Source organism: Kitasatospora sp. NPDC051170, assembly GCF_044455705.1.
Taxonomy (GTDB): Bacteria; Actinomycetota; Actinomycetes; order Streptomycetales; family Streptomycetaceae; genus Kitasatospora.
On record NZ_JBITFA010000014.1, the window covers coordinates 134,917 to 157,321 of the forward strand.

At 71.5% G+C, this 22,405-nt stretch carries 12 protein-coding genes; 9 read left to right on the plus strand and 3 right to left on the minus strand.

Annotation, left to right across the window (positions count from 1 at the left end; genetic code table 11):
* Nucleotides 1-77: 77 nt before the first annotated feature.
* Together ACIBCA_RS27275 and ACIBCA_RS27280 are read left to right on the plus strand one after the other, a co-directional pair.
* Nucleotides 78-11,762 (plus strand): LamG-like jellyroll fold domain-containing protein, encoded by an 11,685-nt coding sequence (locus ACIBCA_RS27275; RefSeq protein WP_396285647.1) that lies wholly within the window; start codon nucleotides 78-80, stop codon nucleotides 11,760-11,762.
* Nucleotides 11,763-11,798: 36 nt separating this feature from the next.
* The gene (locus tag ACIBCA_RS27280) at nucleotides 11,799-12,410 is read left to right on the plus strand and encodes a hypothetical protein (protein ID WP_396285648.1); all 612 of its coding nucleotides are present in this window, start codon (nucleotides 11,799-11,801) and stop codon (nucleotides 12,408-12,410) included.
* Nucleotides 12,411-12,477: 67 nt separating this feature from the next.
* Here the strand turns inward: ACIBCA_RS27280 and ACIBCA_RS27285 are convergent, their stop codons facing one another.
* From ACIBCA_RS27285 to ACIBCA_RS27295, 3 genes are all read right to left on the minus strand, one after another.
* Nucleotides 12,478-13,032, minus strand: a complete 555-nt coding sequence (locus tag ACIBCA_RS27285; protein WP_396285649.1) for a YciI family protein — start codon at nucleotides 13,030-13,032, stop codon at nucleotides 12,478-12,480.
* A gap of 40 nt (nucleotides 13,033-13,072) precedes the next feature.
* The gene (locus ACIBCA_RS27290) at nucleotides 13,073-13,324 is read right to left on the minus strand and encodes a hypothetical protein (protein WP_396285650.1); all 252 of its coding nucleotides are present in this window, start codon (nucleotides 13,322-13,324) and stop codon (nucleotides 13,073-13,075) included.
* Between the two features lie 113 nt (nucleotides 13,325-13,437).
* Complete coding sequence (locus ACIBCA_RS27295; RefSeq protein WP_396285651.1) at nucleotides 13,438-13,782, minus strand: CU044_2847 family protein; 345 nt, start codon at nucleotides 13,780-13,782, stop codon at nucleotides 13,438-13,440.
* Nucleotides 13,783-13,965: 183 nt separating this feature from the next.
* Between ACIBCA_RS27295 and ACIBCA_RS27300 the strand changes: the two genes are divergently transcribed.
* From ACIBCA_RS27300 to ACIBCA_RS27330, 7 genes are all read left to right on the plus strand, one after another.
* On the plus strand, nucleotides 13,966-15,564 hold the full coding sequence (locus ACIBCA_RS27300) for a serine/threonine-protein kinase (protein WP_396285730.1): 1,599 nt from the start codon (nucleotides 13,966-13,968) through the stop codon (nucleotides 15,562-15,564).
* Nucleotides 15,564-17,090, plus strand: a complete 1,527-nt coding sequence (locus ACIBCA_RS27305; RefSeq protein ID WP_396285652.1) for a serine/threonine-protein kinase — start codon at nucleotides 15,564-15,566, stop codon at nucleotides 17,088-17,090. The genes ACIBCA_RS27300 and ACIBCA_RS27305 overlap by 1 nt, the downstream gene beginning before the upstream one ends.
* 224 nt (nucleotides 17,091-17,314) lie before the next feature.
* Nucleotides 17,315-18,847 carry a type VII secretion protein EccB gene (gene eccB / locus ACIBCA_RS27310; RefSeq protein WP_396285653.1) on the plus strand — a complete coding sequence of 511 codons (1,533 nt, stop codon included), beginning with the start codon at nucleotides 17,315-17,317 and terminating at the stop codon, nucleotides 18,845-18,847.
* Between the two features lie 74 nt (nucleotides 18,848-18,921).
* Nucleotides 18,922-19,248 (plus strand): hypothetical protein, encoded by a 327-nt coding sequence (locus tag ACIBCA_RS27315; protein WP_396285654.1) that lies wholly within the window; start codon nucleotides 18,922-18,924, stop codon nucleotides 19,246-19,248.
* A 32-nt stretch (nucleotides 19,249-19,280) separates the two neighbouring features.
* On the plus strand, nucleotides 19,281-19,589 hold the full coding sequence (locus ACIBCA_RS27320) for a WXG100 family type VII secretion target (RefSeq protein WP_396285655.1): 309 nt from the start codon (nucleotides 19,281-19,283) through the stop codon (nucleotides 19,587-19,589).
* Nucleotides 19,590-19,613: 24 nt separating this feature from the next.
* Nucleotides 19,614-20,024 carry a hypothetical protein gene (locus tag ACIBCA_RS27325; protein ID WP_396285656.1) on the plus strand — a complete coding sequence of 137 codons (411 nt, stop codon included), beginning with the start codon at nucleotides 19,614-19,616 and terminating at the stop codon, nucleotides 20,022-20,024.
* A 93-nt stretch (nucleotides 20,025-20,117) separates the two neighbouring features.
* A complete protein-coding gene (locus ACIBCA_RS27330) occupies nucleotides 20,118-22,316 on the plus strand; it encodes a hypothetical protein (protein ID WP_396285657.1) in 2,199 nt (732 codons plus the stop codon).
* Nucleotides 22,317-22,405: the final 89 nt, after the last annotated feature.

Below are 22,405 nucleotides of genomic sequence, written 5' to 3' on the forward strand. Positions count from 1 at the left end.
CTTGGGCCGTATAGGAATGACCGGGGCCGAGCCAGGGGAGAGCCGGCCGCTTTGCTGGCATCTGTGGGGGATTGGCCATGCGGCGCTTACTCGTGTTCATGACGGCCCTGTTGGTTCTGCTGACGGTCGGTACGCAGGAGGCGAGCGCATTCACCGCCGCCAACGCCCCGACCCCGGTGGTCACTCCGAGCACTCCGCAACAGCTCAGCGGTGATCCGAGCCGGGGTGGCCACACCGTTCCGTCCGACCGGACGAAGAAGGACGGCGGCGCCTCAGGGGGATCCGCCCACCAACCCGGCCCGGGTGAACTGCCGGAGAGCAAGGGAGTGTCGGGCGACACCACCCCGCACCCCTCGGGTGACGGGCAGTCCAAGGCTCCGGTGAAGAGCGAACCCGTCGTCCCGCCGTCGTCGCTGGACCACCGCCCGGGCGACGCGAAGCCCGGCAGCCCCCGGCCCGGCGACCAGGGAAAGCCGGCAACGGCCGTACCGCAGAACGACACCAAGGACGACCGCGGCGCCCAGAAGCGTGGTGCCCAGGCCCCGGATCTCCAGGCCCGGAACGACGCGGGCACCGGGCCCGGCTCGCCGGGACTCGCTGCCGAGGGGGTCGAGGTCAGCGGTTCCCGGACCGACAGCACATCGGTGTACCAGAATCCGGACGGTACCAAGACCCTGCGCGTCTACCCCCGCCCCGTGCACTACCGGAGGGCCGACGGCAGCTGGGACGACATCAACACCAACTTCTCGCTCGACCGCGCCGGCCGGTGGGCGGAGCAGGCCAACAGTCAGCAGGCGACCTTCGCCGTCAAGTCCGACGACCCTTCGGTGGTGAGCTGGTCGCTGGACCAAGCGCACGCCGTCTCCTACGGCCTGGAGGGGGCGGCCCCGGTCCGCGGAGTCGTCCGGGGCGACACCCTGACGTACCCGTTGGCGCGCCCTGCGAGCGACGTCGTCTACAACGGCCTCGCACAGGGCGTCAAGGAATCCCTGGTGCTGCACGACGCGACCGCCCCGACGAGCTGGGTCTTCCCGCTGCACACGACCGGACTGACCGCAGCGATCGGCTCCGGCGGCGAGGTGCAGTTCAAGGACGCGGCCGGCGTCGTGCGGCTGACGATTCCGCGTGGCTTCATGACCGACTCGAAGGTCGATCCTGCTTCCGGTGACGGCGTGGTCAGTGACGGAGTCCACTACCGGCTGGTCGACAGGAACGGTGCCCCCGCCCTTCAGATGGACCTGGACGGAGCCTGGCTGCACGATCCCAGGCGTGTCTTCCCGGTCACCGTCGACCCGTCGACCGCGTCCATCGGCGTCGGCCAGTCGACCTACGTCCGCTCCGACCAGACGGCGAACTTCTCGACCGACCCGCTGCTGCGGATCGGGACCTCCGACGGTGGCGCCTCGAAGGTCAACAGCTACCTCTACTTCCCGGGCGTGGCCGGCTCGTTGCCGAACGACTACCTGCACGTCGTGTCCCTCAATCTGAACAACACGCACTCCTACGAGTGCTCGCCGCACCCGGTGAACGTCAACCAGATCACCAGCGGGTGGGACCCGGCGACGATCAACAGCTACCCCGGCGTGTCGATCGGCCAGCAGGTGGGAACCGCCAGCTTCTCCGCCGGTGACACCTGTGGCGGTGCGCTGTGGGAACCCATCTACCTCGGAAAGAGCCACAACGATCCGGGCGTTCAACTGGTCGAGAGCTGGGCACGGGGCGGCGCCAACTACGGCCTCGCGCTGACGGCCAGTACCACGGACTCGTACCACTGGAAGAAGTTCTCCAGCGCCAACAGCGCCTATCCGCCCTACCTCTCGATCGTCTACAGCGACTGGGCCGCGACCTACGCGCCGGCCGGCACCTACACCCCGCCGACGTACAACCAGTCCGGCCACCAGCAGGTCACCCTGACCAACGTGGCGGCCAACTGGTGGAATTCGCAGAGCATGCAGGTCAAGGCCCGCCTCTTCGACTCGAACTGGAACGAGCAGTCTTTCAACGCGCCGCTCATCGGAGTTCCCGGGCTGGTCAAGACCTATGAGTCCGTGACCATCGACGGGGTGATCCCACCGCTGCCACCCGGCCGGTCCTACTACCTCTGCTGGGACGGCTACGTCGGCGGGACTACGTCCCTGCACGACTCCTACTCGATACCCTTCGGCACCTGCACCCCCGTCGGCGCGGCCAACACCGCGCCCCAACTCGACGTCCTGGCACCGCCCAGCAACACGGTGGTCGGCAACCTGACCCCGCAGCTCTACGCCACCGGCCACGACCCGGACAACTATCCCGGCACGGGACTGGACTATGACTTCAGGGTCTACACCAACCCGTCGTCGGGTGACCCCCAGCTCGTGGTGGAGTCGGGCTGGCGGCCCAGCACCGCGTGGGCGGTGCCGCCGGGCAAACTCGCTTGGAACACGGGCTACCTGTGGAACGTCAAGGTCGGTGACCACGCGGGCGAGAGCCCGTTGTCCGGCACCGCCGCCTTCTCCACCCAGGTCCAGCAGCCGGTGATCACCTCGCACCTGGGCGGCGCCGTCGGCGATGGGGCGGGGCGCCCCTTCGACGCCAAGGTCGGCAACTACACCACGGCGGCCACCGACGCGGACGTCAAGGGCGTCGGACCGGCCCTCGCGGTCAGCCGCTCGTACAACTCCCTGGACCCGCGCACGTCGACGCTGTTCGGAAACGGCTGGACCTCCAACTTCGACATGCGGGTCCAGCCCGACAACGACGGCACTGACGCCGTCGTCCTCACCACCGACAGCGGGCGGGCGGCCCGCTTCGGGGCCGACCCGAACAAGGCCGCGCTGTACACACCGCCCTCGGGCGAGTTCCAGTCCCTCACCAAGGTCACGGGTGGTTTCGACCTGATGGCCAAGGACGGCACCCGCTACGAGTTCCACGTCGCCTCGGGCGACGGCTACGTCCTTTCCCTGGTCCGCGACGCGGTCGGCCGTACCCAGGAGCTGAGTTACGCCAACGGAGCCCTGGCGACGGTGAAGGACACCACCTCGGGCCGGATGCTGCACTTCGAATGGACAGCCGGCAACCGGCACGTCGCGAAGGTCTACACCGACCCGGCCACCGGGACGGACTGGAACACCGCCCTGACCTGGACCTACACCTACAACACCGACAACCCCGACCAGCTGGACCAGGTCTGCGCCCCGGCGACCGGCGGGAACACCGCGCGGTCCTGCACCAGCTACGCGTACACCGCCGGCTCGCACCTGCGTTCGGCGGTCCTGGACTCGGCCCCGGCCTCCTACTGGCGGCTCGGCGAGAAGTCGGGCAGCACCGCGGCCAGCGAGGTGATCGAGAACCAGGGCAACGACAACGCCCGCTACTCCGGCACCGGTGTCACCCTCGGCACACCGGGCCCCACGACCCCCGGCGCCACGGCCGCGACCTTCGACGGCACCTCCGGGTTCGTCGGACTGCCGCCCAGCGTGCTGGACACCTCCTCGTACACCTCGGTCGGCCTCTGGTTCAAGACCAACAGCTGGGGCGTGCTGTTCAGCTACCAGGCCGACACCTTCCCGGGCAACGGAACCACTCCGGCCAACTACACGCCCGCGCTGTATGTCGGTGAGTCGGGCAAGCTGCACGGCAAGTTCTGGAACGGTGCTGCGAACACCATCGAGTCCAAGAACCCAGTCAAGGACGACAAGTGGCACTTCGCCCTGTTGTCGGCGGCTGGCAACGCCCAGACCCTCTACCTGGACGGCGAGGCGCAGGGAACGCTGCCGGGAGCCGTGATCGCCCCCGGGCAGCGCTACGAAGCGGTCGGCGGAGGCTTCATCAGCGCGGGCTGGCCGGACAACCCGTACCAGTCGTCCGGGCAGGCGAACTACTTCAAGGGCAGCATCAGCGACGTCAGCTTCTACAACCGGGCCCTGGGCGTGCCGGCCGTCAAGTCCCTATGGCAGGCGGGGAGCCAGCAGTCGTCGGAGCTCTCCGGCATCAAGCTCCCCTCGGGCAAGTCCCAACTGGCCGTGAGCTACGACGCCGTCAACGACCGCGCGGACAAGGTGACCGACGAGAACGGTGGCACGTGGTCCCTGGGGCAGCCGACGGTGACCGGGTCCTCCCAGGAGTACCGCGGCTCGGTCATGGGCTCCCGGCCGAACGGATACTGGCGGCTGTCCGACGGCGCCGGGGTCCAGGCCGCCAACCAGATCTACACACCTCGGCCGACCCCCAACAACGGCACCTACGCCAACGTCGCGCTCGGGGCACCCGGTCCCATGGCCGGCTCGACCGGCGCCGCGTCCTTCGACGGCAGCACCTCCTGGGCGGAACTTCCGTCCTCCTACGCTCCGCAGAACGGTCCAGGGGCGCTCGCCCTGTGGTTCCGGACGGACCGCGAAGGCGTCCTGCTCTCGTACCAGTCGTTCCCGGTCAACGGCACCCCCAACGGTTCTACCGACCGCTGGAACCCGGCTCTCTACGTCGACAGCAACGGCAAGCTGCGGGCCCAGATGTGGATGGGCGACGCGGCGGCGACTCTGGCCTCCGGCGCCACCGTCACGGACAACAAGTGGCACTTCGCGGTGATCTCCGCCGACACCCCGAGCAGCCAGACCCTCTACCTGGACGGTGCGTCCGTTGCCGGGCCCCTCAACGGCACGATCGTCCCCAACGGCACCAGCCACGTCTTCCTTGGGGCGGGCAACGTGACCGGAGGCTGGCCACAGGCGCCGACCGACCGCGCGGGCCACTTCAAGGGACAGATCGCAGACGTGGCCGCCTATCCGCACGGTCTGAACGGTGCCGTCATATCGTTGATCTACTATCTCGCCACCAAATCCGGCGCCGCCCAGTTCGACGCCGCGATGGTGGACCAGAAGCCGACAGGTTACTGGCGCCTGGGCGACACCATGGGCAACCAGGCCACCGACCTCATCTCCTCGACGGCACTGGCCCAGAACCGTGGCAGCTACCACAACACCACCTGCTGCCAGCCCGGCCCATGGGCCTCCGGCACCTCGACGGCCACCGGCTTCAACGGCACCAACGCCCACGTCCAACTGCCCGCCGACACCGCCCCTCAGCACTGGGGCGCGGCCACCGTCGAGCTCTGGTTCAAGACCACCGCCCCCGGGGTGCTGTACAGCTACCAGTCGTTCCCGATCGACGGGAAGCCGAACGGTTCGACCGACCGCTGGAACCCGGCGCTCTACATCGGCTCGGACAAGAGGCTCTACGGCACCCTGTGGACGGGCTCGGCGAACAACGCTCTGGTCTCGTCCTCCACCGTCACCGACGGAGCCTGGCACCACGTGGCCCTGGCCGGCGACGGTTCCGGTCAGACCCTCTACCTCGACGGCGCGCCCACCGCGACGAGCACCACCGCGCTGCCCATCACCTACAACGGATCCGCGTACGCCTACCTCGGCGCGGGCTGGACCGGGGGAGGCTGGCCCAACAGCCCCTCGGACCAGGTCGGGTACTTCAACGGTTCCATCGCAGACTTCTCGCTCTACCGCTACCCCCTCACCAAGGACACGGTCTCCGGCCACTACAACCGCGCGACCTCCGGCGCCGTGGTCGGAGGGCTGGACGCCGCCGGGTCCTACCGGGTCGGCCAGATCCAGGACGGCGCGGTCGGGTACTGGCGCCTCAACGATCCGTCGGGCGCCTCGTCCGCCGCGAGTCAACTCGGCTCCGCCCGCCCAGACGTGAACTCCGGCGATCTGACCGATGTCCTGCTGAACGGTGAAGGCCCCTCCAACGATCCCAACCAGAGGTCGGCGATCTTCAACGGCACCACGTCGAAGGTCCAGCTCCCGTCCGATGCCGCCCCCATCCGGGGGCCGGCCAGCATCGAGCTGTGGTTCAAGACCACCGGCAGCGGCCCGTTGTACAGCTACCAGGACTTCCCGGTGGGCGCTTCGGGTAGCAGTTGGAACCCCGCCCTTTACGTCGGTACGGACGGCCGGATGCGCGGCGAGTTCTGGATGGGATCGGGCGCCCCGATGACCTCCGACCGGACGGTCAACGACGGCAAGTGGCACCAGGTCGTCCTCGCCGCGGACGACAGTGGTCAGACGCTCTACATCGACGGACAGGCCAGCGCCTCCGACACCAGCGGACGTAAGATCACCTTCAACGGCACCCCTTACGTCTACCTCGGCGCCGGCACCACCAGCCCGGGCTGGCCCGCCGGTGGCGCCGACCACTTCAACGGCAACATCGCGGAAGCCTCGTACTACACCAGCCGGCTCGACTCCGCGACCGTGGCCGCCCACTTCAAGGCCATGGGCGACGGCGGCTCCGCTGTCCCGGTGACCACCGCGACCGTCACGGACCCGACGGGCTACAAGCTCACCTACCAGTACGACGCCCGCTCCTCCCGGCTGCTCTCGCGCGGCGACGGCTACGGCAACACCACCCGCTACGGCTACGACACCGCCGGATACCTCTACGCCGTCAGCGACGCGAACGGACACACCATCACCACCGGGCACGACGCCCGCGGAAACACCGTCTCCCGCACCACCTGCCGAGGCGCCGGAAGCTGCCAGACCAGCTACGCCACGTACTTCCTGGACGCCGCCAACCCGTTCAATCCGACCAACGACAAGATCCTGACCTCCAGCGACGCCCGCTCCTCCGGGCCCGCCGACACCACCTACACCACCCGCTACGGCTACGACGGCAACGGGAAACTGACCTCCACCACCGGCCCGGCCACGCCGGACTTCCCGCAGGGCCGGGTCAGCTACACCCTGCGCACTGACGCCACCACCCAGGCGCAGGGCGGCGGAACCGTACCGGTCGGACTCGTGCGGGCCCAGACCGCCCTGCTCGACGCAGCCGCCTACCCGGACCCGGCCAAGGTCCCCGCCGACCAGCAGACCACCTACACCTACCGGGCCAACGGAGACGTCGCCTTCGTTGCCGCACCCTTGCGGCCCACGGTCTCGTACGGTTACGACAACCTCGGCCGCACCGTCAGCCAGTCCTACGGCTGCGACGACTGCCCCGGCGGCAGCACCACCAGCCCCCGCGTCCTGGAGACCGACTACACCTGGGACGGCCAGGGCCACCAGGTCACCCGCACCGAGCCGTACACCACCGACGCCGTCACCGGTACCAAGCACACCCGGCAGACCACCACCGCCTTCGACCTCGACGGCAACCCGCTGAGCCAGACCGTCGCCGACACCACGGGCGGCGACCAAGCGCACATCACGAACTGGACGTACGAGCCCGACACCAGCCGGGTGAAGCAGGTCAAGGACCCGGGCGGCCACGTCACCTCGTTCACCTACGACCGCTACGGCAACGTAGCCACGCGGACCGACGCGGCCGGAACGGTGTACAGCTACAGCCACTCGCCGATGGGGCAGCTGCAGCAGACCGCCATCGCCAACTACACCGGCAGCGCCGCCACTCCGACCGGACCGCGCTGGCAGGTCATCGGCTCCCGCGCGTACGACCCGGCGGGCCGTCTCGCGACCGACACCGATGGCATGGGGCGCACCACCCACACCTACTACAACGACGACAACACCGTCTCCGAGATCGACCGCGACGGCTACCACAACGCGGACGGCACCGTGCGCAACGTGGTGCTCCAGCAGAACACCTACGACGACGCGGGCCACCTCGCCCAGCAGGTGACGGGAGGTGGCAGGACCACCACCGCGACCGCCTACGACGCGGCCGGCCGGGTGACCCGGACGACCGTCGACCCCGGCGGGCTCAACCGCACCACCGCCTACACCTACGACGTGGCGGGCCGACCGACCAGCGTGGTCAGGACCGGTGGCGCGGACGCCAGCTCGGCCCAGACCGACTACACGTACGACGCGACCGGGAACGTACTCAGGCAGACCGCCCGGAACCAGCCGACCGACTCCGTGGTGGTCAACTCCTACAACAGCCGCGGCCTGCTCACCAGCACCGTCAGCCCGAACGGAAATGCGACCGGCGCCGACCCGAGCGCGTTCACGAGCAGCGTCTCCTACGACGAGGCGGGCCGGCCCACCGTCACCACCGGCCCGTTGGTGAGTGCCGAGTCGTACGATCCGGCCAGTCGCGGCACCAAGCCGCAGCAGGTCAGGCCGATCGGCCGGACCGGGTACGACACCTTCGGCCAGACGACTTCCATGGTCGACCCGTTGGGCAACACCGTCACCAACACCTACGACCTGGACGGCAACCGGGTCGCGGTGGCCGGCTCCGCCTACACCGACCCGCAGTCCGGCGCCACCGTCACTCCGGTTTCCACGGTCGAGTACGACGCGCTCGGCCGACCCGTGACGAGCGTGCTCGACCCGACCGGCCTGAAGTTGACCCGCACGATGCGGTACGACCAGTCCGGCAACGTCGTACAGGCCACCCTCCCGCCGACCGGCGGCACCGCCGCCCCGACCGTCACCAACTCCTACGACCTCGACGGCGAACTGCTCGCCACCACCGGCCCCACCGGTGCGGTCAGCCAGTCGACGTACGACGACCTCGGGCGGCGCATCACCAGCACCCAGCTGGAGCGCTACCCGGCCGTGGCCGCCTACACCTCCACGTTCACGTGGGACGACGCGGGCAACCAGATCAGCTCCACCCTGCCGGGTGGTGCTGTGACCAAGGCCGACTACAACGCCGTCGGCCAGGTGCTCAGCGCCACCGACCCGGCCGGAGTCACCGTCCGCTCCGCCTACGACGGGCTCGGCCGGACCGCCCGGGTGACCAAGGCGGACGGCACCGCAGTCACCTCCGGCTACGACCGGCTCGGACGGACGCTGACCGCGACCGACCTGGACACCACCGGCGCGGCCGTGGCCGGCCGCTACGCCACGTACGATCCGGCGGGCAACGTCCTGAGCGCCACCGACAGTGTGGCGAGCAGCGCCGACATCGCCGCGCACGCACGGAAGTTCACCTACAACGCGGCCGGTCAGGCGATCCAGCAGACCGAACCCGTCGCCGCCGGGCAGACGATCACCACCTCCGTCGGCTACGACGCCGGCGGGCGCAGGACCCGCTGGACCAACGGGAAGAACATCCCCGTCTACTACACCTACAACAGCCTCGGCCTCCCCGAGACGACCGTCGAACCGCCGACGACCGCCCACCCGACGGCCGCCGAGGGCCTCTTCACGACCAGTTACGACGCGGCCGGACGGGCCGTCACCCTGGCCGAGCCCGGAGGCGTGATCCGGCGCCGCAGCTACGACGGCTCGGGCAACCTGACCCAGGAGACCGCCACCGGAGCCGAGACGGCTACCCCGAACCGGACTCTCGGATACGACGCGGGCGGCCGCCTCGTCTCCGTCGGCACGCCCACGGGCACTCCCGACACCTACACGTACAACGACCGCGGCCAGCTGCTCACCTCGGCGGGCCCCGGCGGCGCCAGCGGCTACACCTACGACGGCGACGGCCGGATGACCGCCCGCACGGACGCCTCCGGCACCACCGCCTTCGGCTACAATGCGGCCGGTCAACTCGCGAGTACGACCGACCCGTTGACGCACCTGACCGTCGGCTACGGATACGACGCGGCAGGCCGCCTCAGTACCGAGAACTACGGCGCCGGCGGCGGCACCCGCACCTACGGGTACGACAACTTCGGCCGCCTGCGCGACGACACCGTCAAGAACCCGAGCGGGGCGACCGTCGCCTCGATCGGCTACGGCTACGACCTCAACAGCCGGATCGTCAGCAAGACCACCGCCGGCACCACGGGCGCCGCCAGTAACCAGTACGGTTACGACCTCCTCGGGCGGCTCACCTCCTGGAACAACGGCACCACCACCACGGCGTACACCTGGGACGCGGCCGGTAACCGCACCTCGGCGGGCAGTGTCACCTCCACCTTCGACGAGCGCAACGAACTGCTCAACGACGGCTCCACAAACTACAGTTACTCGGCTCGGGGAACCCTGACGAGCAGCACCGCCCAGGGCTCCCAGCCCAAGGACTTCCAGTTCGACGGCTTCGACCGGATGGTGAAGGAAGGACCGTCCACCTACACCTACGACTCGACGGACCGCGTCGCCCAGACGGGCAACACCACCTTCACCTACGACGGCGGCTCCAACAGCATCGTCACGGACGGCACCGCCACCTACACCCGCACCCCCGGCGGCAAGCTCCTCGGTACGGCAACCTCAGGCGCGACCCCCAACCCCCGCCTGGTGGTCACCGACCAGCACACCGACGTCGTCGCCACCATCGACCCCGCCGCCAAGGCCGTCACCGGCTCCACCTCCTACGACCCCTTCGGCAAGCCCACGGCAACCGCCGGCACCGGCAACTCCCTCGGCTACCAGAGCGGCTGGACCGACCCCGCCTCCGGCGACGTCAACATGGCCGCCCGCTGGTACCGCCCGGGCAGCGGCACCTTCGCCTCCCGCGACTCCTGGCAGCTCGGAACCAGCCCGTCCACCCAGGGCAACCGGTTCACGTACGGCAACGGCGACCCACTCGGCTCGACGGACCCGTCGGGGCACGAATCCTGCCGCATCAAGTTTGAGCTTAGGTGGCCGGTCATTCCGGTCTTCGGCCCCTGGGGCACGACGATCGAGTGTGAGAGGTCCAGGCGCGACCAGCCACCTGCGCCGGAAACCTTCGGTGACCGTCCCCCGCCGGGCTTTTCCGGGCCGCAGGCCGATTGCGACAGGCACCCGTGGACGTCGGACTGCAATAGTTCCGGCTCCCGGCCGGCGCCCTCGATCGACCCGGAAGAAATCACGGCAATCGGGCACCTTGACCGAGGAGACTCGGGCGGCGGTGGATACGGTCCCCCACACCGCAAGCGCCCGGGCGGCGGCCGCATACATCCCGGACCCACCCTCCCCAAGGCCAAGCCCGCGGTGCAGACCCGCCCGCTCAACGACCACGACCGCCCGAGCGCCGAGCCCGGCCCGTTCGACTTCCTGACCGACACCATCGTCAAAACCGCTACTGCCGCCTTCAGTACCGCGGTTGCCGCAGGGGGCTCGGCCCTCGCCGCCGTCGTCGCCGCCACCGGCGCCGGCCTCGTCGCCGGCACGGGCGCCCTGATCGACCTCGGCGAGGACATCTACAACCTTGTCAACGGCGGTGGCAACCCGGCGCCCGCCCCCGCACCCAACCCCGCGCCGACGTCGCGTCCGTGGCCGATCCCGCTTCCCCTGCCCGATCCGGAGCCGAACAACCCGGATGGTCCCAGGCGGAACGGCAACCGGCGCGTCCTTACCTGCAAGGATCTGCAGCCCGCGGGGGCCGTCCCTCTGAGCGGCGGCGGATGGGTCGAGTATCTGCCGTCGGATAGTCAGGGTCGTAATCAGGGAGTTAGTGCTTGTCTCCAAGGGAAGCCCAGTTCCAGTAGGGGACAGGCCGCAAGTGGCACGATCCGAGGCTGGCAGGAAGCTCAGAACAAGGCGACGAAGTACGGGTTCAATCCGGCCACTGCCCTCGCCCGCTGCCACTCCGTGCCACGCATGGCCGGCGGAACCACGGATGAGCGGAATCTGACGCCGTGCTTCCAGCAGGGGGCTAACACCAATCAGAGAACCGGTGGGAGGATCACGAACAGCATGCGGACGTTCGAGACCAGGGCAGAGACGGGCATGAACCGGGGATATGTACTCTACGACGTCCTTCCGCAGTACACCGATCTCAAGAGTACTGTCCCGAACGGATGGGCGATGGGCCTTGCGGCCTGGGACGCCAACACCGGCTTGCCCACGGACTTTGGATGGGCTGTTGTAGACAACGGGCGATACGGCGACAAGGGGTATGCGAACCTGGGAAACTAAGCTTCGGAGGAAACGGGTGGCCGATGGGAGACGGATGTGACGATCGAAGAGACGCTGGACCGACTCGGCGCGGTGATCGGGCCGCCGCCGGAGGGTGGGGTGGTCCCGGTGCCCTGGGAGCGCGGGCTGGAGGAGGTCGGGTTCCAATTGCCTGTGGACTACCGGGCGTTCATCGATCGGTACGGGATGGTCAGCATCAGCGACGAACTGCACGTCTACGCACCGTCGAAAGTGCCTAGCCCCCAGGTAGGGCAGCCGCTCGGCTATGCGGGATTCCTGTACTACACGACGGATCCCCATGGATACTGCGCCATGCTGGCTCAGGCGTTCGGGGATGGCGACTACGACGAATGCCCGTATCCGCTTTTCCCAGCTGAGGGCGGGCTTCTGAAGTGGGGTAACAACTGGAACTCCGACCACTTTTTCTGGCTTATGCGGGGCCCTGACCCGGACCAGTGGCCAGTCGCTGCCAAGTTCGACTCGATGCGGGAGTGGGACTTGTTCGAGGGGGGCTTTCTGGAGTTTCTGCTGTCGGCGGTGACGGAACAGTACCCATATCACGGGGATGTTGTTCCTGGAGGGATGAAGCAGGTTGGTGACGGCCGTGCCTATCGTCCTCGCGGTGACTGGTCGAAGCAGAGTTGGTAGTACCCGATCGGGATGATGGTGATTCCGGCCCGGCCCCCGAGTGTCGGGGGCCGGGCCGGTTGGGGTTTCAGCGGCGGCCGCCGGGGGCCCAGGGGTGGGTTTCGATGGTGGCGTAGGCGGTGGGGGTGAGGAGGGTGTGGGCGGTGGTGGGGGTGGGGGTGTCGAGGATGGCGGCGGTGCCGAGCCAGGTGGTGCCGTCGTCGGCGAGGAGGGGGCCGTAGGCGATGAGGTGGGGGGTGTGGGTGGGGGGTGGGGTGAGGTCGGCGGGGGCGCCTTCGCCGAAGGCGAGGACGAGGGTGCGGGGGGCTTCCTCGGTGAGGAGGCCGGGGTGGTCCCACATGGTGCGGCCGAGGGTGTTCCGCCAGCGGCGCAGGAGGACGTCCCGGTAGGCGCCGGCCTGGTAGTTGGGCTCGTCGAAGGCGAACGCGCGGGCGGCGGCCGGGTCGGGCAGGTCGACGATGTGGACGCTTCCGGTGCAGGCCTCGGTGGCCTCGTCGAAGGTCGGGCCGCGGGCGATCAGCTGCTCGGCGAAGCCGTCCATGTAGGACCAGTGGGCCTCGATCAGGGCGTCGCGCAGCGGCATCGAGCCGGGGCGGTCGCGGTGGTAGGCGAGAAACTCCATACCGCATGGTCCCGCCCCGGCCGCTGCCGTGGGAACGGATTTACTGCCCGGTGTGCCAGTCGGCCTCGAGCCCGGTGGTGCCGTCGGGGTGGCGGACCGGGTGCCAGTGGGCGTGCAGCCCGGCGGGCCGGGCGGTGGTGCGGGGGGCGCCCATGGCGTGCAGGACGGAGTTGTCGAGCGGGCTCGCGGTGAGCCGTTCGACGATCCGGGCGAACGCGGCGCGCAGGCGGTGCCCGGGGTGGTCGACGGCGGGCGCGGGGGCGTGGGAGTGGAACGCGGTGAAGACGGACATGCGGGCTCACCTCCGGAACGGCCTGCGGATGTGCAGGTCACGCCCACCCTGCACCCGGCGGGCGGAGTGCCGGTCGGGTTTTGACAGGGTGCTGATGCGGCCCTGACGTTTTCCTATTCCGCCGCGTCCGGGCGGTGGTTCCAGGTGAGGGAGACCTTGAAGTTGGCCTCGGCGGAGGTGCTGGAGATGACCACGTCCGCTTCGGCGGAGAGGGAGAGGCCGAACTCGATGCTGATCTCGTCGGGGGCGTGGGCGAGGCCCTGGAAGCCTTCGACGAAGTTCTGGGCGATGGGCCGGATGCCGGCGAGCATGTCGCCGAGGGAGCGGGTGGCGCGGGCGACGACCTGGCCGGGGCGGGAGACCTGGACGAGGCCCTCGCCGACCTGGGAGATCTCGACGCGTACGGTCTCGGGCGCGTCCGGGCCGGCGGTCACGGGCAGTTCGACGAAGTAGGTCACGAGGTCCCCCGGGGTGGTCTGGGCTGCGGCTCAAGTGCCCAGGGAGCGGGGTGACTTGTCCGCCGGTCGCCAACCACCGTAGCGGCTGCGGCGGGCGCCGGGGCGGGATCGGGGCCGGTCCCGTACGCACCATCGGTATCATCGGTGCGCACAACGGGCACGGGGAAGCGGGACGACGTGGAGATGCTGGGGCCGGACGGGCCGGAGTGGATCGGGCCGTTCCGGGTGCTGGCGGTGCTCGGCCGTGGCGGGATGGGGCGGGTCCTGCTGGGGGTGTCGCAGGACGGGCGGGCGGCTGCCGTGAAGCAGGTGCACGCCGAGCTGGCCGAGGACGAGGGTTTCCGGGCGCGGTTCCGCCGGGAGGTGGAGGCGTCGCGGCGGGTGTCGGGGGCGTACACGGCGGCCGTGATCGCCGCCGATCCGGACGCGGCGACGCCCTGGCTGGCCTCCGAGTTCGTGGCCGGGCCCTCCCTGGGCGAGGCGCTGCGTACGGCGGGCGCCCTGCCGGAGGGGTCGGTCCGCAGGCTGGCGGCCGGGCTGGCGCAGGCGCTGGTGGACGTGCACCGGGCGGGGCTGATCCACCGGGACCTCAAGCCCTCGAACGTGCTGCTCGCGGCGGACGGCGTGCGGGTGATCGACTTCGGGATCGCCCGGGCCGCCGCCGAGGGCCAGGACACCAGGCTGACCCGCACCGGGGCGATGATCGGCTCGCCCGGCTACATGGCGCCCGAGCAGGTCGAGGGCCGCGAACTGACCCCCGCCGGCGACGTGTTCGCGCTCGGCGCCACCCTCGCGGTGGCCGCGACCGGGCGGCCGGCGTTCACGGGGGAGTCGCTGCCGCGCGTCCTGTTCAACGTCCTGCACGCGCAGCCGGACGTGGACGGCGTCCCGGACGGGCTGCGCCCGCTCGTCCTGGCCTGCCTGGCGAAGGACCCGGCCGCGCGGCCGACCCCGCAGGCGGTGCTCGCGGCGGTGGGCCGGATCGCGCCCTCGACGCGGCCGTGGCCGGAGGCGGTGCACGGGCTGCTGGCGGCGCAGGAGGCGGAGCTGGCGGTACTGATGGGCGCTGTGACGGCGATGAAGGAGCCGGTCGCACCCGAGCCCGTGCGGCGGCCGCGCAGGGCCGCCCTCATAGCCGGCGCCTCCGTCGCGGCGCTCGCCGCCGTGGCCGGCACGCTGCTCGCCACCGGGGCCGTCAGCCTGGACTCCCTCCGCCCCGAGCCCGTCCCGACCCCCGGGACCACGCCGCTGTCGCAGGTCGCCGACAGGTACCGGGCCACCGCCCCGACCTGCGAGGACGCCCGCGCCGTCGACACCCCCGGCGAGTTCGCCGCCCCGGCGGGCAACCCGCCGGGGCCGCCGAGCCCGGACGGCCACGCCACCGACTTCTGCGAGTGGACCTCCCGTTCGGGCGACCGGATACAGATCGTCTGGGACGTCTTCGCGAGCACCCCCGGCGGCGAGACCGGCGCCGAGCGGGCCAAGGACCACTACGAGGGCCTCTACCTGGGAGGCCGCACACGCGACCCGGGCATCGACTTCGCCGAGGAGGGCTTCTGGCTGCCCGCGAAGCAGCTGGGCGAGGAGAGCTGCGTGCTCTACCTGCGGGACGTCAACCTCGGCGTGTTCGTGGCGGTCAAGGGCGGCACCTACCCGCGCGGGCACTGCGAGGAGATGACGAAGGGCCTGGGCGAGTCCGCCGTGCAGGTCGCCGCCACCGTCTCCCGCGACGGCCACGCGCCCGCGCCCGCGCCCACCCCGGAAACGACGGGTGCTCCCTGATGCGGCCCCTGCGCGAGGGCGATCCCGCCGAGGTCGGCCCGTACCGCGTGCTGGGCGAGCTCGGCCGTGGCGGCATGGGCCGGGTGCTGCTCGGCGCGGCGCCGGACGGACGGCTGGCGGCCGTCAAGCAGGTGCACGAGCGCTACGCCGCCGACGACGGCTTCCGCGCCCGGTTCCGGCGCGAGGTCGGGGCCTCCCGGAGGGTCTCCGGCGCGTACACGGCGGCCGTGCTGGACGCCGACACCGAGGCTGCCACCCCCTGGCTGGCCTCGGTGTTCGTGGTCGGGCCTTCGCTGGGCGCGGCCGTGTCGGCGGCGGGCGCGCTGCCGGCCGAGGTCGTCCACCGGCTGGCGGTGGGGCTGGCGACGGCGCTCGTCGAGATCCACCGGGTCGGGCTGATCCACCGCGACCTCAAGCCGGAGAACGTGCTCCTGGCCGAGGACGGCGTGCGGGTGATCGACTTCGGCATCGCCCGGGCCGTCGGGGACGACGGCGACCTCACCCACACCGGCGGGGTGATCGGCTCGCCCGCCTACATGTCCCCCGAGCAGGCCGAGGGCCGGGCGCTGACCCCGGCGAGCGACGTGTTCTCCCTCGGCTCCCTGCTGGCGCTGGCGCTCTGCGGCCGCAGCCCGTTCGAGGGCACCTCCACCTTCCAGACGCTGTACAACGTCGTGCACGCCGAGCCGGACCTCGCCGACGTCCCGGCCGCCACCCGCCCGCTGCTGGCCGCCTGCCTCGCCAAGGACCCGGCCGCCCGGCCCACCCCGGCGCGGCTGCTCGAACTGCTCGGGCCCGTCGCCCCGACCCGGCTCGCCTGGCCGCCGGCCGTCCACGCGCGGATCGCCGAGCAGCAGAGGGCGGTGGACGCGCTCCTCGGGGCGGCGCCGGAGCCCGTACGAGTTCCGGATCCGCCCACCCTGGTCGACCGAGAGCCGCCCGCACCCCGGCGGACCCGTCGTACGCGCCGCCGGGCGGCGCTGGCGGCCGTGGCCGTCGCCGTGGTCGTGGCCGGGCTCGGCGTCGGCGGGTACCTGCTGGCGGACGGCGGCGGCACGGACGCGCCCGTCGTGGCCGACAAGTACCTCAAGGCGCCCGTCTGCGAGGAGACCGTCGCCCGGCTGCCGCTGCCGGAGGAGGAGCACCGGGCGGAGGAGGACAGGTACGACGAGAAGTCCGAGACCGCCGACACCCAGTGCACCTGGTACACCGGCACCGTGCAGACCCCCTCCGCCACCGTCCGCTGGGAGCTGCGCCGCAGCGCCGGGGCGACGGAGAACGCGACCCGCGTCCAGAAGCAGGACTTCGCCGACGCGGCCGAGCAGGACAAGGTGGCCGGGGCGACGGGCCCGGGCGACGAGTCCTTCTGGGACCGGCCGGGCAACGGCGAGACCTGCTCCCTGGCCGTCCGCGACGGCAACCTCCGCCTGTGGGTGGGCCTGGGCGGCCCGGCCCACCCGGAGAAGGGGTGCAGGGAGCAGGCCACCGCCGTCGCCCGCGCGGCGCTGGAGGCCATGCCGCGCTGAGCGGCCGTCAGGGCGCCGGGGGCGGGGAAGCGGTCCGACCGGTCGTGCTCGGCTTCGGCTGGTCCGGCGTGTCGGCGCCAGCGGCACCCCGACCAGCGAGGCCACGTACCGGCGCCACCAGGGCAGGCCGGAGCAGGTGAACTCCCCGGCCCCCGCCGCCCGTAGGACCGGGGTGGGGGCGCGGTATCGGCGGCGCCCCGGTGGGCGATGCGGGGAGGACGTGGATGCAGTCCCGACGCGACCAGGTACAGGCGCACCTGTTCGTGATGAGCAGGCTGGCCTCCGGCATGCTGCGGGCGGAGCCCGACGCGCCGGACACCCCGACGGGCAGGACCACCCGGGGTGCGGTGACGGGCCTGGCGGTGGCGGTGCTGATCGGGCTCGGCGTGACGGTGTACGGGGTGATCAAGCCCGGCGGCGACTCCGGCTGGGAGAAGCCCGGCACCCTGCTGGTGGTGGAGGAGAGCGGCGCCCGCTACCTGTCCATCGGCGGGCAGTTGCACCCGGTGCTCAACGACACCAGTGCCAGGCTGCTGGCCGGCGACCAGCTGACGGTCCGTTCGGTGAGCCGGGACTCGATCGCCGACGCCCCGCGCGGGCTGCCGGTGGGGATCGCCGGCGCCCCGGACGGGCTGCCGCCCGCCGGTGACCTGGGCGGCGGGACCTGGCTGGTGTGCGGCACCGTCCAGCCCGGTCCGACGGGCGCCCCCGCGCCCCGGCTGGCGCTTCAGGTGGATCCGGCGGAGGAGGGCAAGGCCCTGACCCCCGGCCAGGGCCTGCTGGTCGCACTGCCGGACGGCTCGGTGCACCTGCTCTGGCAGGGCCAGCGGCTGCGCGTGGACACCGTCAACGGCGCGCTCCAGGCGCTGGGTTACGGCGGCGCGACGCCGTTCCCCGTCCCGGCCGGGGTGCTGAACGCGCTGCCCGCCGGGCCGGACCTCGCCGCGCCCGCCGTCCCCGGCCGGGGCGACCCGGGCCCGGCGCTCGCCGGGAAGCCGACCCGGGTCGGCCAGCTCTTCGACGCCCCCGGCGGCGCCCGGTACGTGCTCACCCGCGAGGGCCTCGCCCCGCTGACGGCCACCCAGTACGGGCTGCTGCTCGGCGACCGGCGCACCCAGCGCGAGGCGTACGGCAGCGCCGCCCCCGCGCCCGTCGGGATCGGCGCGGAGGACCTGGCCGCGCACTCCGCGCCGGGCGCGGCCCCGGGCGGCGGGCTGCCGCAGTCGCCGCCGCAGCTGGTGACCCCGCTGCGCGGCGAGGGCGTCTGCGCGGACCTGCACACCGGCGCCGCCTCCCCGACCACGGCCGTCACCGTGCTGCCCTCCGCCGCGGCGGACGTGGGCCGCGCCCCGGCCCCGGCGGCGCCCGGCGCCTGCGCGGTGGCCGACCGGATCGCCGTACGGCCCGGGCGGGGCGCGCTGGTGCGGGCGCTGTCGGGCGCGGGCGGCGGCGGGACGCAGTACCTGGTCACCGAGGGCGGGGTGCGTTACGCGCTGCCCTCGGCGGCGGTGGTCAAGCAGCTCGGCTACGCCGGGGTGACGCCGGCGGCCGTGCCCGCCGCCGTGGTGGCGCTGCTGCCGGCCGGGCCGAGCCTGGACCCGGCGGCCCTGACGGACGTGCCCGCCGTCTCCGCGACCGCCGGCGCCGTGGCGGGGGCCCCGGTGGCGGGGGGCTCCGGGGCAGGTGCTCCCACGGTGGGGGTGATCGGCCCCGGAGCCCAGGGCACCACCGCCCCGGCCCCGTCGGCCTGCGACTGAACCACCCGTCCCGGCAGCCCCGTTGAGTCGTTCGGAACCGCGCGCGCCCGGCGCGCGGAGGAAGGGAGCACCCGGTGAGCACGCCTGCCATGCTGACGAAACAGGATGAGGCGATCCGCAAGGTCCTCACCGATCTGCAGCAGCAGATCGACGACATGATCACGGCCGGCCGTACGGTCGAGCGGATCAAGGAAGAGGTCGGGGCGGGCTGGATCTCCGGCGCCAGCTCGACCTTCCAGGAGAAGATCGACGACTGGATGCGCCGCTACCACGAGGTCATCGGCGCCTTCGAGCGCTTCGTCGAGGCGACCCAGGGCGCCAGCCAGATCATCACCAACGCCGAGGCCGAGGCCCGGGCCCAGGCCGCCGACGGCATCTACGAAGGACTCCAGGGCGCCTGACGGCGCGTACGACGGGAAGGGATCGCCGCACCATGGGCATGGACAACTTCGGGAGCATCCAGCTCCACCACGAGAGCATCGAGCAGGCGCAGAGCGAGCTGGCCCAGGCCGGCGGCGGGATGAGCGACAGCCTCCAGGCGCTGATGGCCCGGCTGACCGCGGTGACGGAGGGCGGGCAGTTCCAGGGCGCCGCCGCCGGCGCCTTCACGGCGTTCCAGGACGCGGTGCGCAGGAACGCCCAGGCGATGAACGACGACATCGTCGCCGCGGCGGGTCGGCTCGGCCACATGCACAGCACCATGATCCAGGCCGACCAGGACGGCCGGAAGCAGTTCAACTAGCCACGATGGCGGAGGAGTTCGCCCATGGGCGAGGGAACGATCAAGGTCGATCCCGACGGAATCAAGGACTTCGTCGGGGACCTGCAGAACTTCAGGGACGAGGTGGGCACCAAGTCGGCGACGATCACCAACCACGCGCTGCTGCCCGGCAACGACTCGTTCCCGCCGGTCAAGACCCTGCGGGACAGGCTGAACGCGTACCGCACGAGCCTCACGACCTCGATGGGGACCATCCACGACGCCATCGACAAGGTGGTGGTCGACCTCCAGAACGCGAACACCCGGCTGGGCGAGGGTGAGCACGGCGCCTGGACCGAGGCCAACATGATGCAGATCCTCAGCGACGTCCTCAACGGTGGCGGCGGCGGAAGCACCGGTGGCGGCGGAATCACCGGTACCGGCGGAAGCACCGGCGGCGGCGGGACCGGGAGCTAGCCGAACGTCCGACCGCAGGGCGGCCGGGCCGCGGACCCACCCGGCCCGGCCGCCCACGCCTCGACCAGTCCCCCCTCGCACCAGGAAGCAGCCATGGCAGAAACCAAGGATCCCCAGAACTCCGGGACGGCCACCACGCCGCTCCAGCCCTGGGAGGAGATGATCAAGGCGTTCGCCGCCTCGAACCAGGTCGACGTGGCGAAGCGCGAGGACGTCCTGGCCGAGCAGTGGATCAGCGACATCCAGGTCTATACCAGTACCCAGGGGCAGATCAACGGCTACAAGGACGGCTTCGTCGTGTGGACGGAGTGGACCTACCCGGGCACCAACCCGGCCGTCTCGACGATCATCGGCTGCAAGCTCCACTGGGAGACCTGGACGCCGAGCGACCCGAAGGACGTCCGCACCAATCTGTACCGCTTCGAGCACATGGCCGACGAGATCCTCGGCCCGATGCTGTGGGGCGGTCGCGGGAACGACACCACGAGCATCCAGAGCTTCGCCGACGTGGCCCAGGACATCGCCGACCTCCACACCTGGGCCACGGAGTGCCAGAAGAAGGTCCAGGGCTGGGCCGACCACGTGGACGGCGCCGGCGACAAGTTCCAGGGCAGTGCGGCCGGCCGGTTCAAGGAGGTCCTGGTCGGCCTGCGCAGCGAGTTCGACCAGCTGCGTGAGCGGCTCGGCGGGGACGACCACCGCGTCGAGACGCACCTCAAGTCCGGTGGCGACGGCCTGAACTTCGCGCTGTACGGCCTCTACGACGGCTACAACACCTGGCGCAACAAGTCCGGGAACCTGGACGGGGGCACGGGCTGGGAGGTCAAGCACTTCAAGGACGACTCCCTGTCCTGGCCCTGGTACTGCGTCCACTACGCCTTCAGCATGATGACCTACGGCCTGGTGCCGACCCTCGCCGACAGCTCCGACTACGGCAGCGTCACCTGGTCGGTGAGGGACGGCGTGCAACCGGTGGCCGGCAGCAACTCGGCCTTCCTCCAGCAGATCGAGCAGCAGGCCAAGGCCCTCTGGAACCTCTGGGTCGCCTGGACGCTGGACAGTGCGGCCATCAGGGTGAAGGCGAACCTGACGACCTCCTACGGCTACGCGGGCGGCCCGCTCGGCAAGTTCGGTGACGTGCGGATGATCCTCCCGGTCGACGCGCCGCCCAAGGCGCCGGACACCCAGGGCGGCGGCGGTGGCGGCGGCCAGGGCGGTGGAGGCAAGGGCGGCCCCGACCTCAAGGACCTGAACAACAAGGACAAGAACGGCAACCACACCGGCAGCGGCGGGCCGCCCCCGCCCAAGCTCGACCTCAATCCCAACAAGAACGGCAGCCACACCGGCAGCGGCGGCCCCGGCAGCAACCTCAACCTCGGCACCGCGGGCCAGTCGCCGCTCCTCGACAAGGACGGCAAGCCGCTCCTCGGCAAGGACGGCAAGCCGATGTACGTGCCGCCGGGCACCACGGTCAACGGCAAGGGCGAACTGATCGGCCCGAACGGCCAGCCGCTGCTGGATGCGAACGGCAAGCCCCGGAAGGTGCCGCCCGGCACCAAGGTCGGCCCGCCGGACCCGATCATCCCGGGCGGTGCGTTCAAGGTGCCGCCGGGCTCCAAGCGCAACCCCGACGGCACCGTCACCCTCCCCGACGGCACGCTGATGAAGGACGGCAACGGCAACACGGTCGTGCTCGACAAGGACACGACCATCGACAAGGACGGCGTCGTCCGCGACTCCGGCGGCCGCACCGTCTCACCGTTCGACCAGATGATCTCCGACCAGCGCCGCGCCATCGAGAGCCACCTGGGCACCGGCTCCGGCGGCAGCGGCGGCCTGCCCGGCCTGGGCTCCAACTGGAGCGGCGTCGGCGACTTCGGCTCCGGCCGCACGACGGCGCTCCCGAGGATCGGCGAGGGCATCGGGGAGGGCTTCGGCGCGGGCGTGCGCACCACCGGCGGTGTGTCCGGCGGCGTGCCCACGATCGGCACGGGCGGGCGGTTGTCGCCGATCGCGGCCAAGGCGAGTGCCGCGATGGCCGAGGAGGCGGCGATGGCCCGCAACGCGGCCGCCGGGCGGGCCGCCGCGGCCACCGCCGCCGAGGAGGCGGCGCTGATGGGCCGCGGCATCTCCACCACCGGCGGCTCGGGCGCCCCGATGATGCCGCCCCCGGGCGGCGCCGGTGGCGCGGGCCAGGGCGAGAAGGAGCGCCAGCGCACCACCTGGCTGGCCGAGGACGAGGAGGTCTGGGGCACCGACTCCGGCGCGGTGACGGGAGTCATCGGCCGCTGATCGCGGGCCCGTCGAACCGGGCGGCCCGCCCCGTCCGTAGAGAGGACCGTACGACCCCGAAGACCGGCGCGTCCCGGGCCCGACCCCCG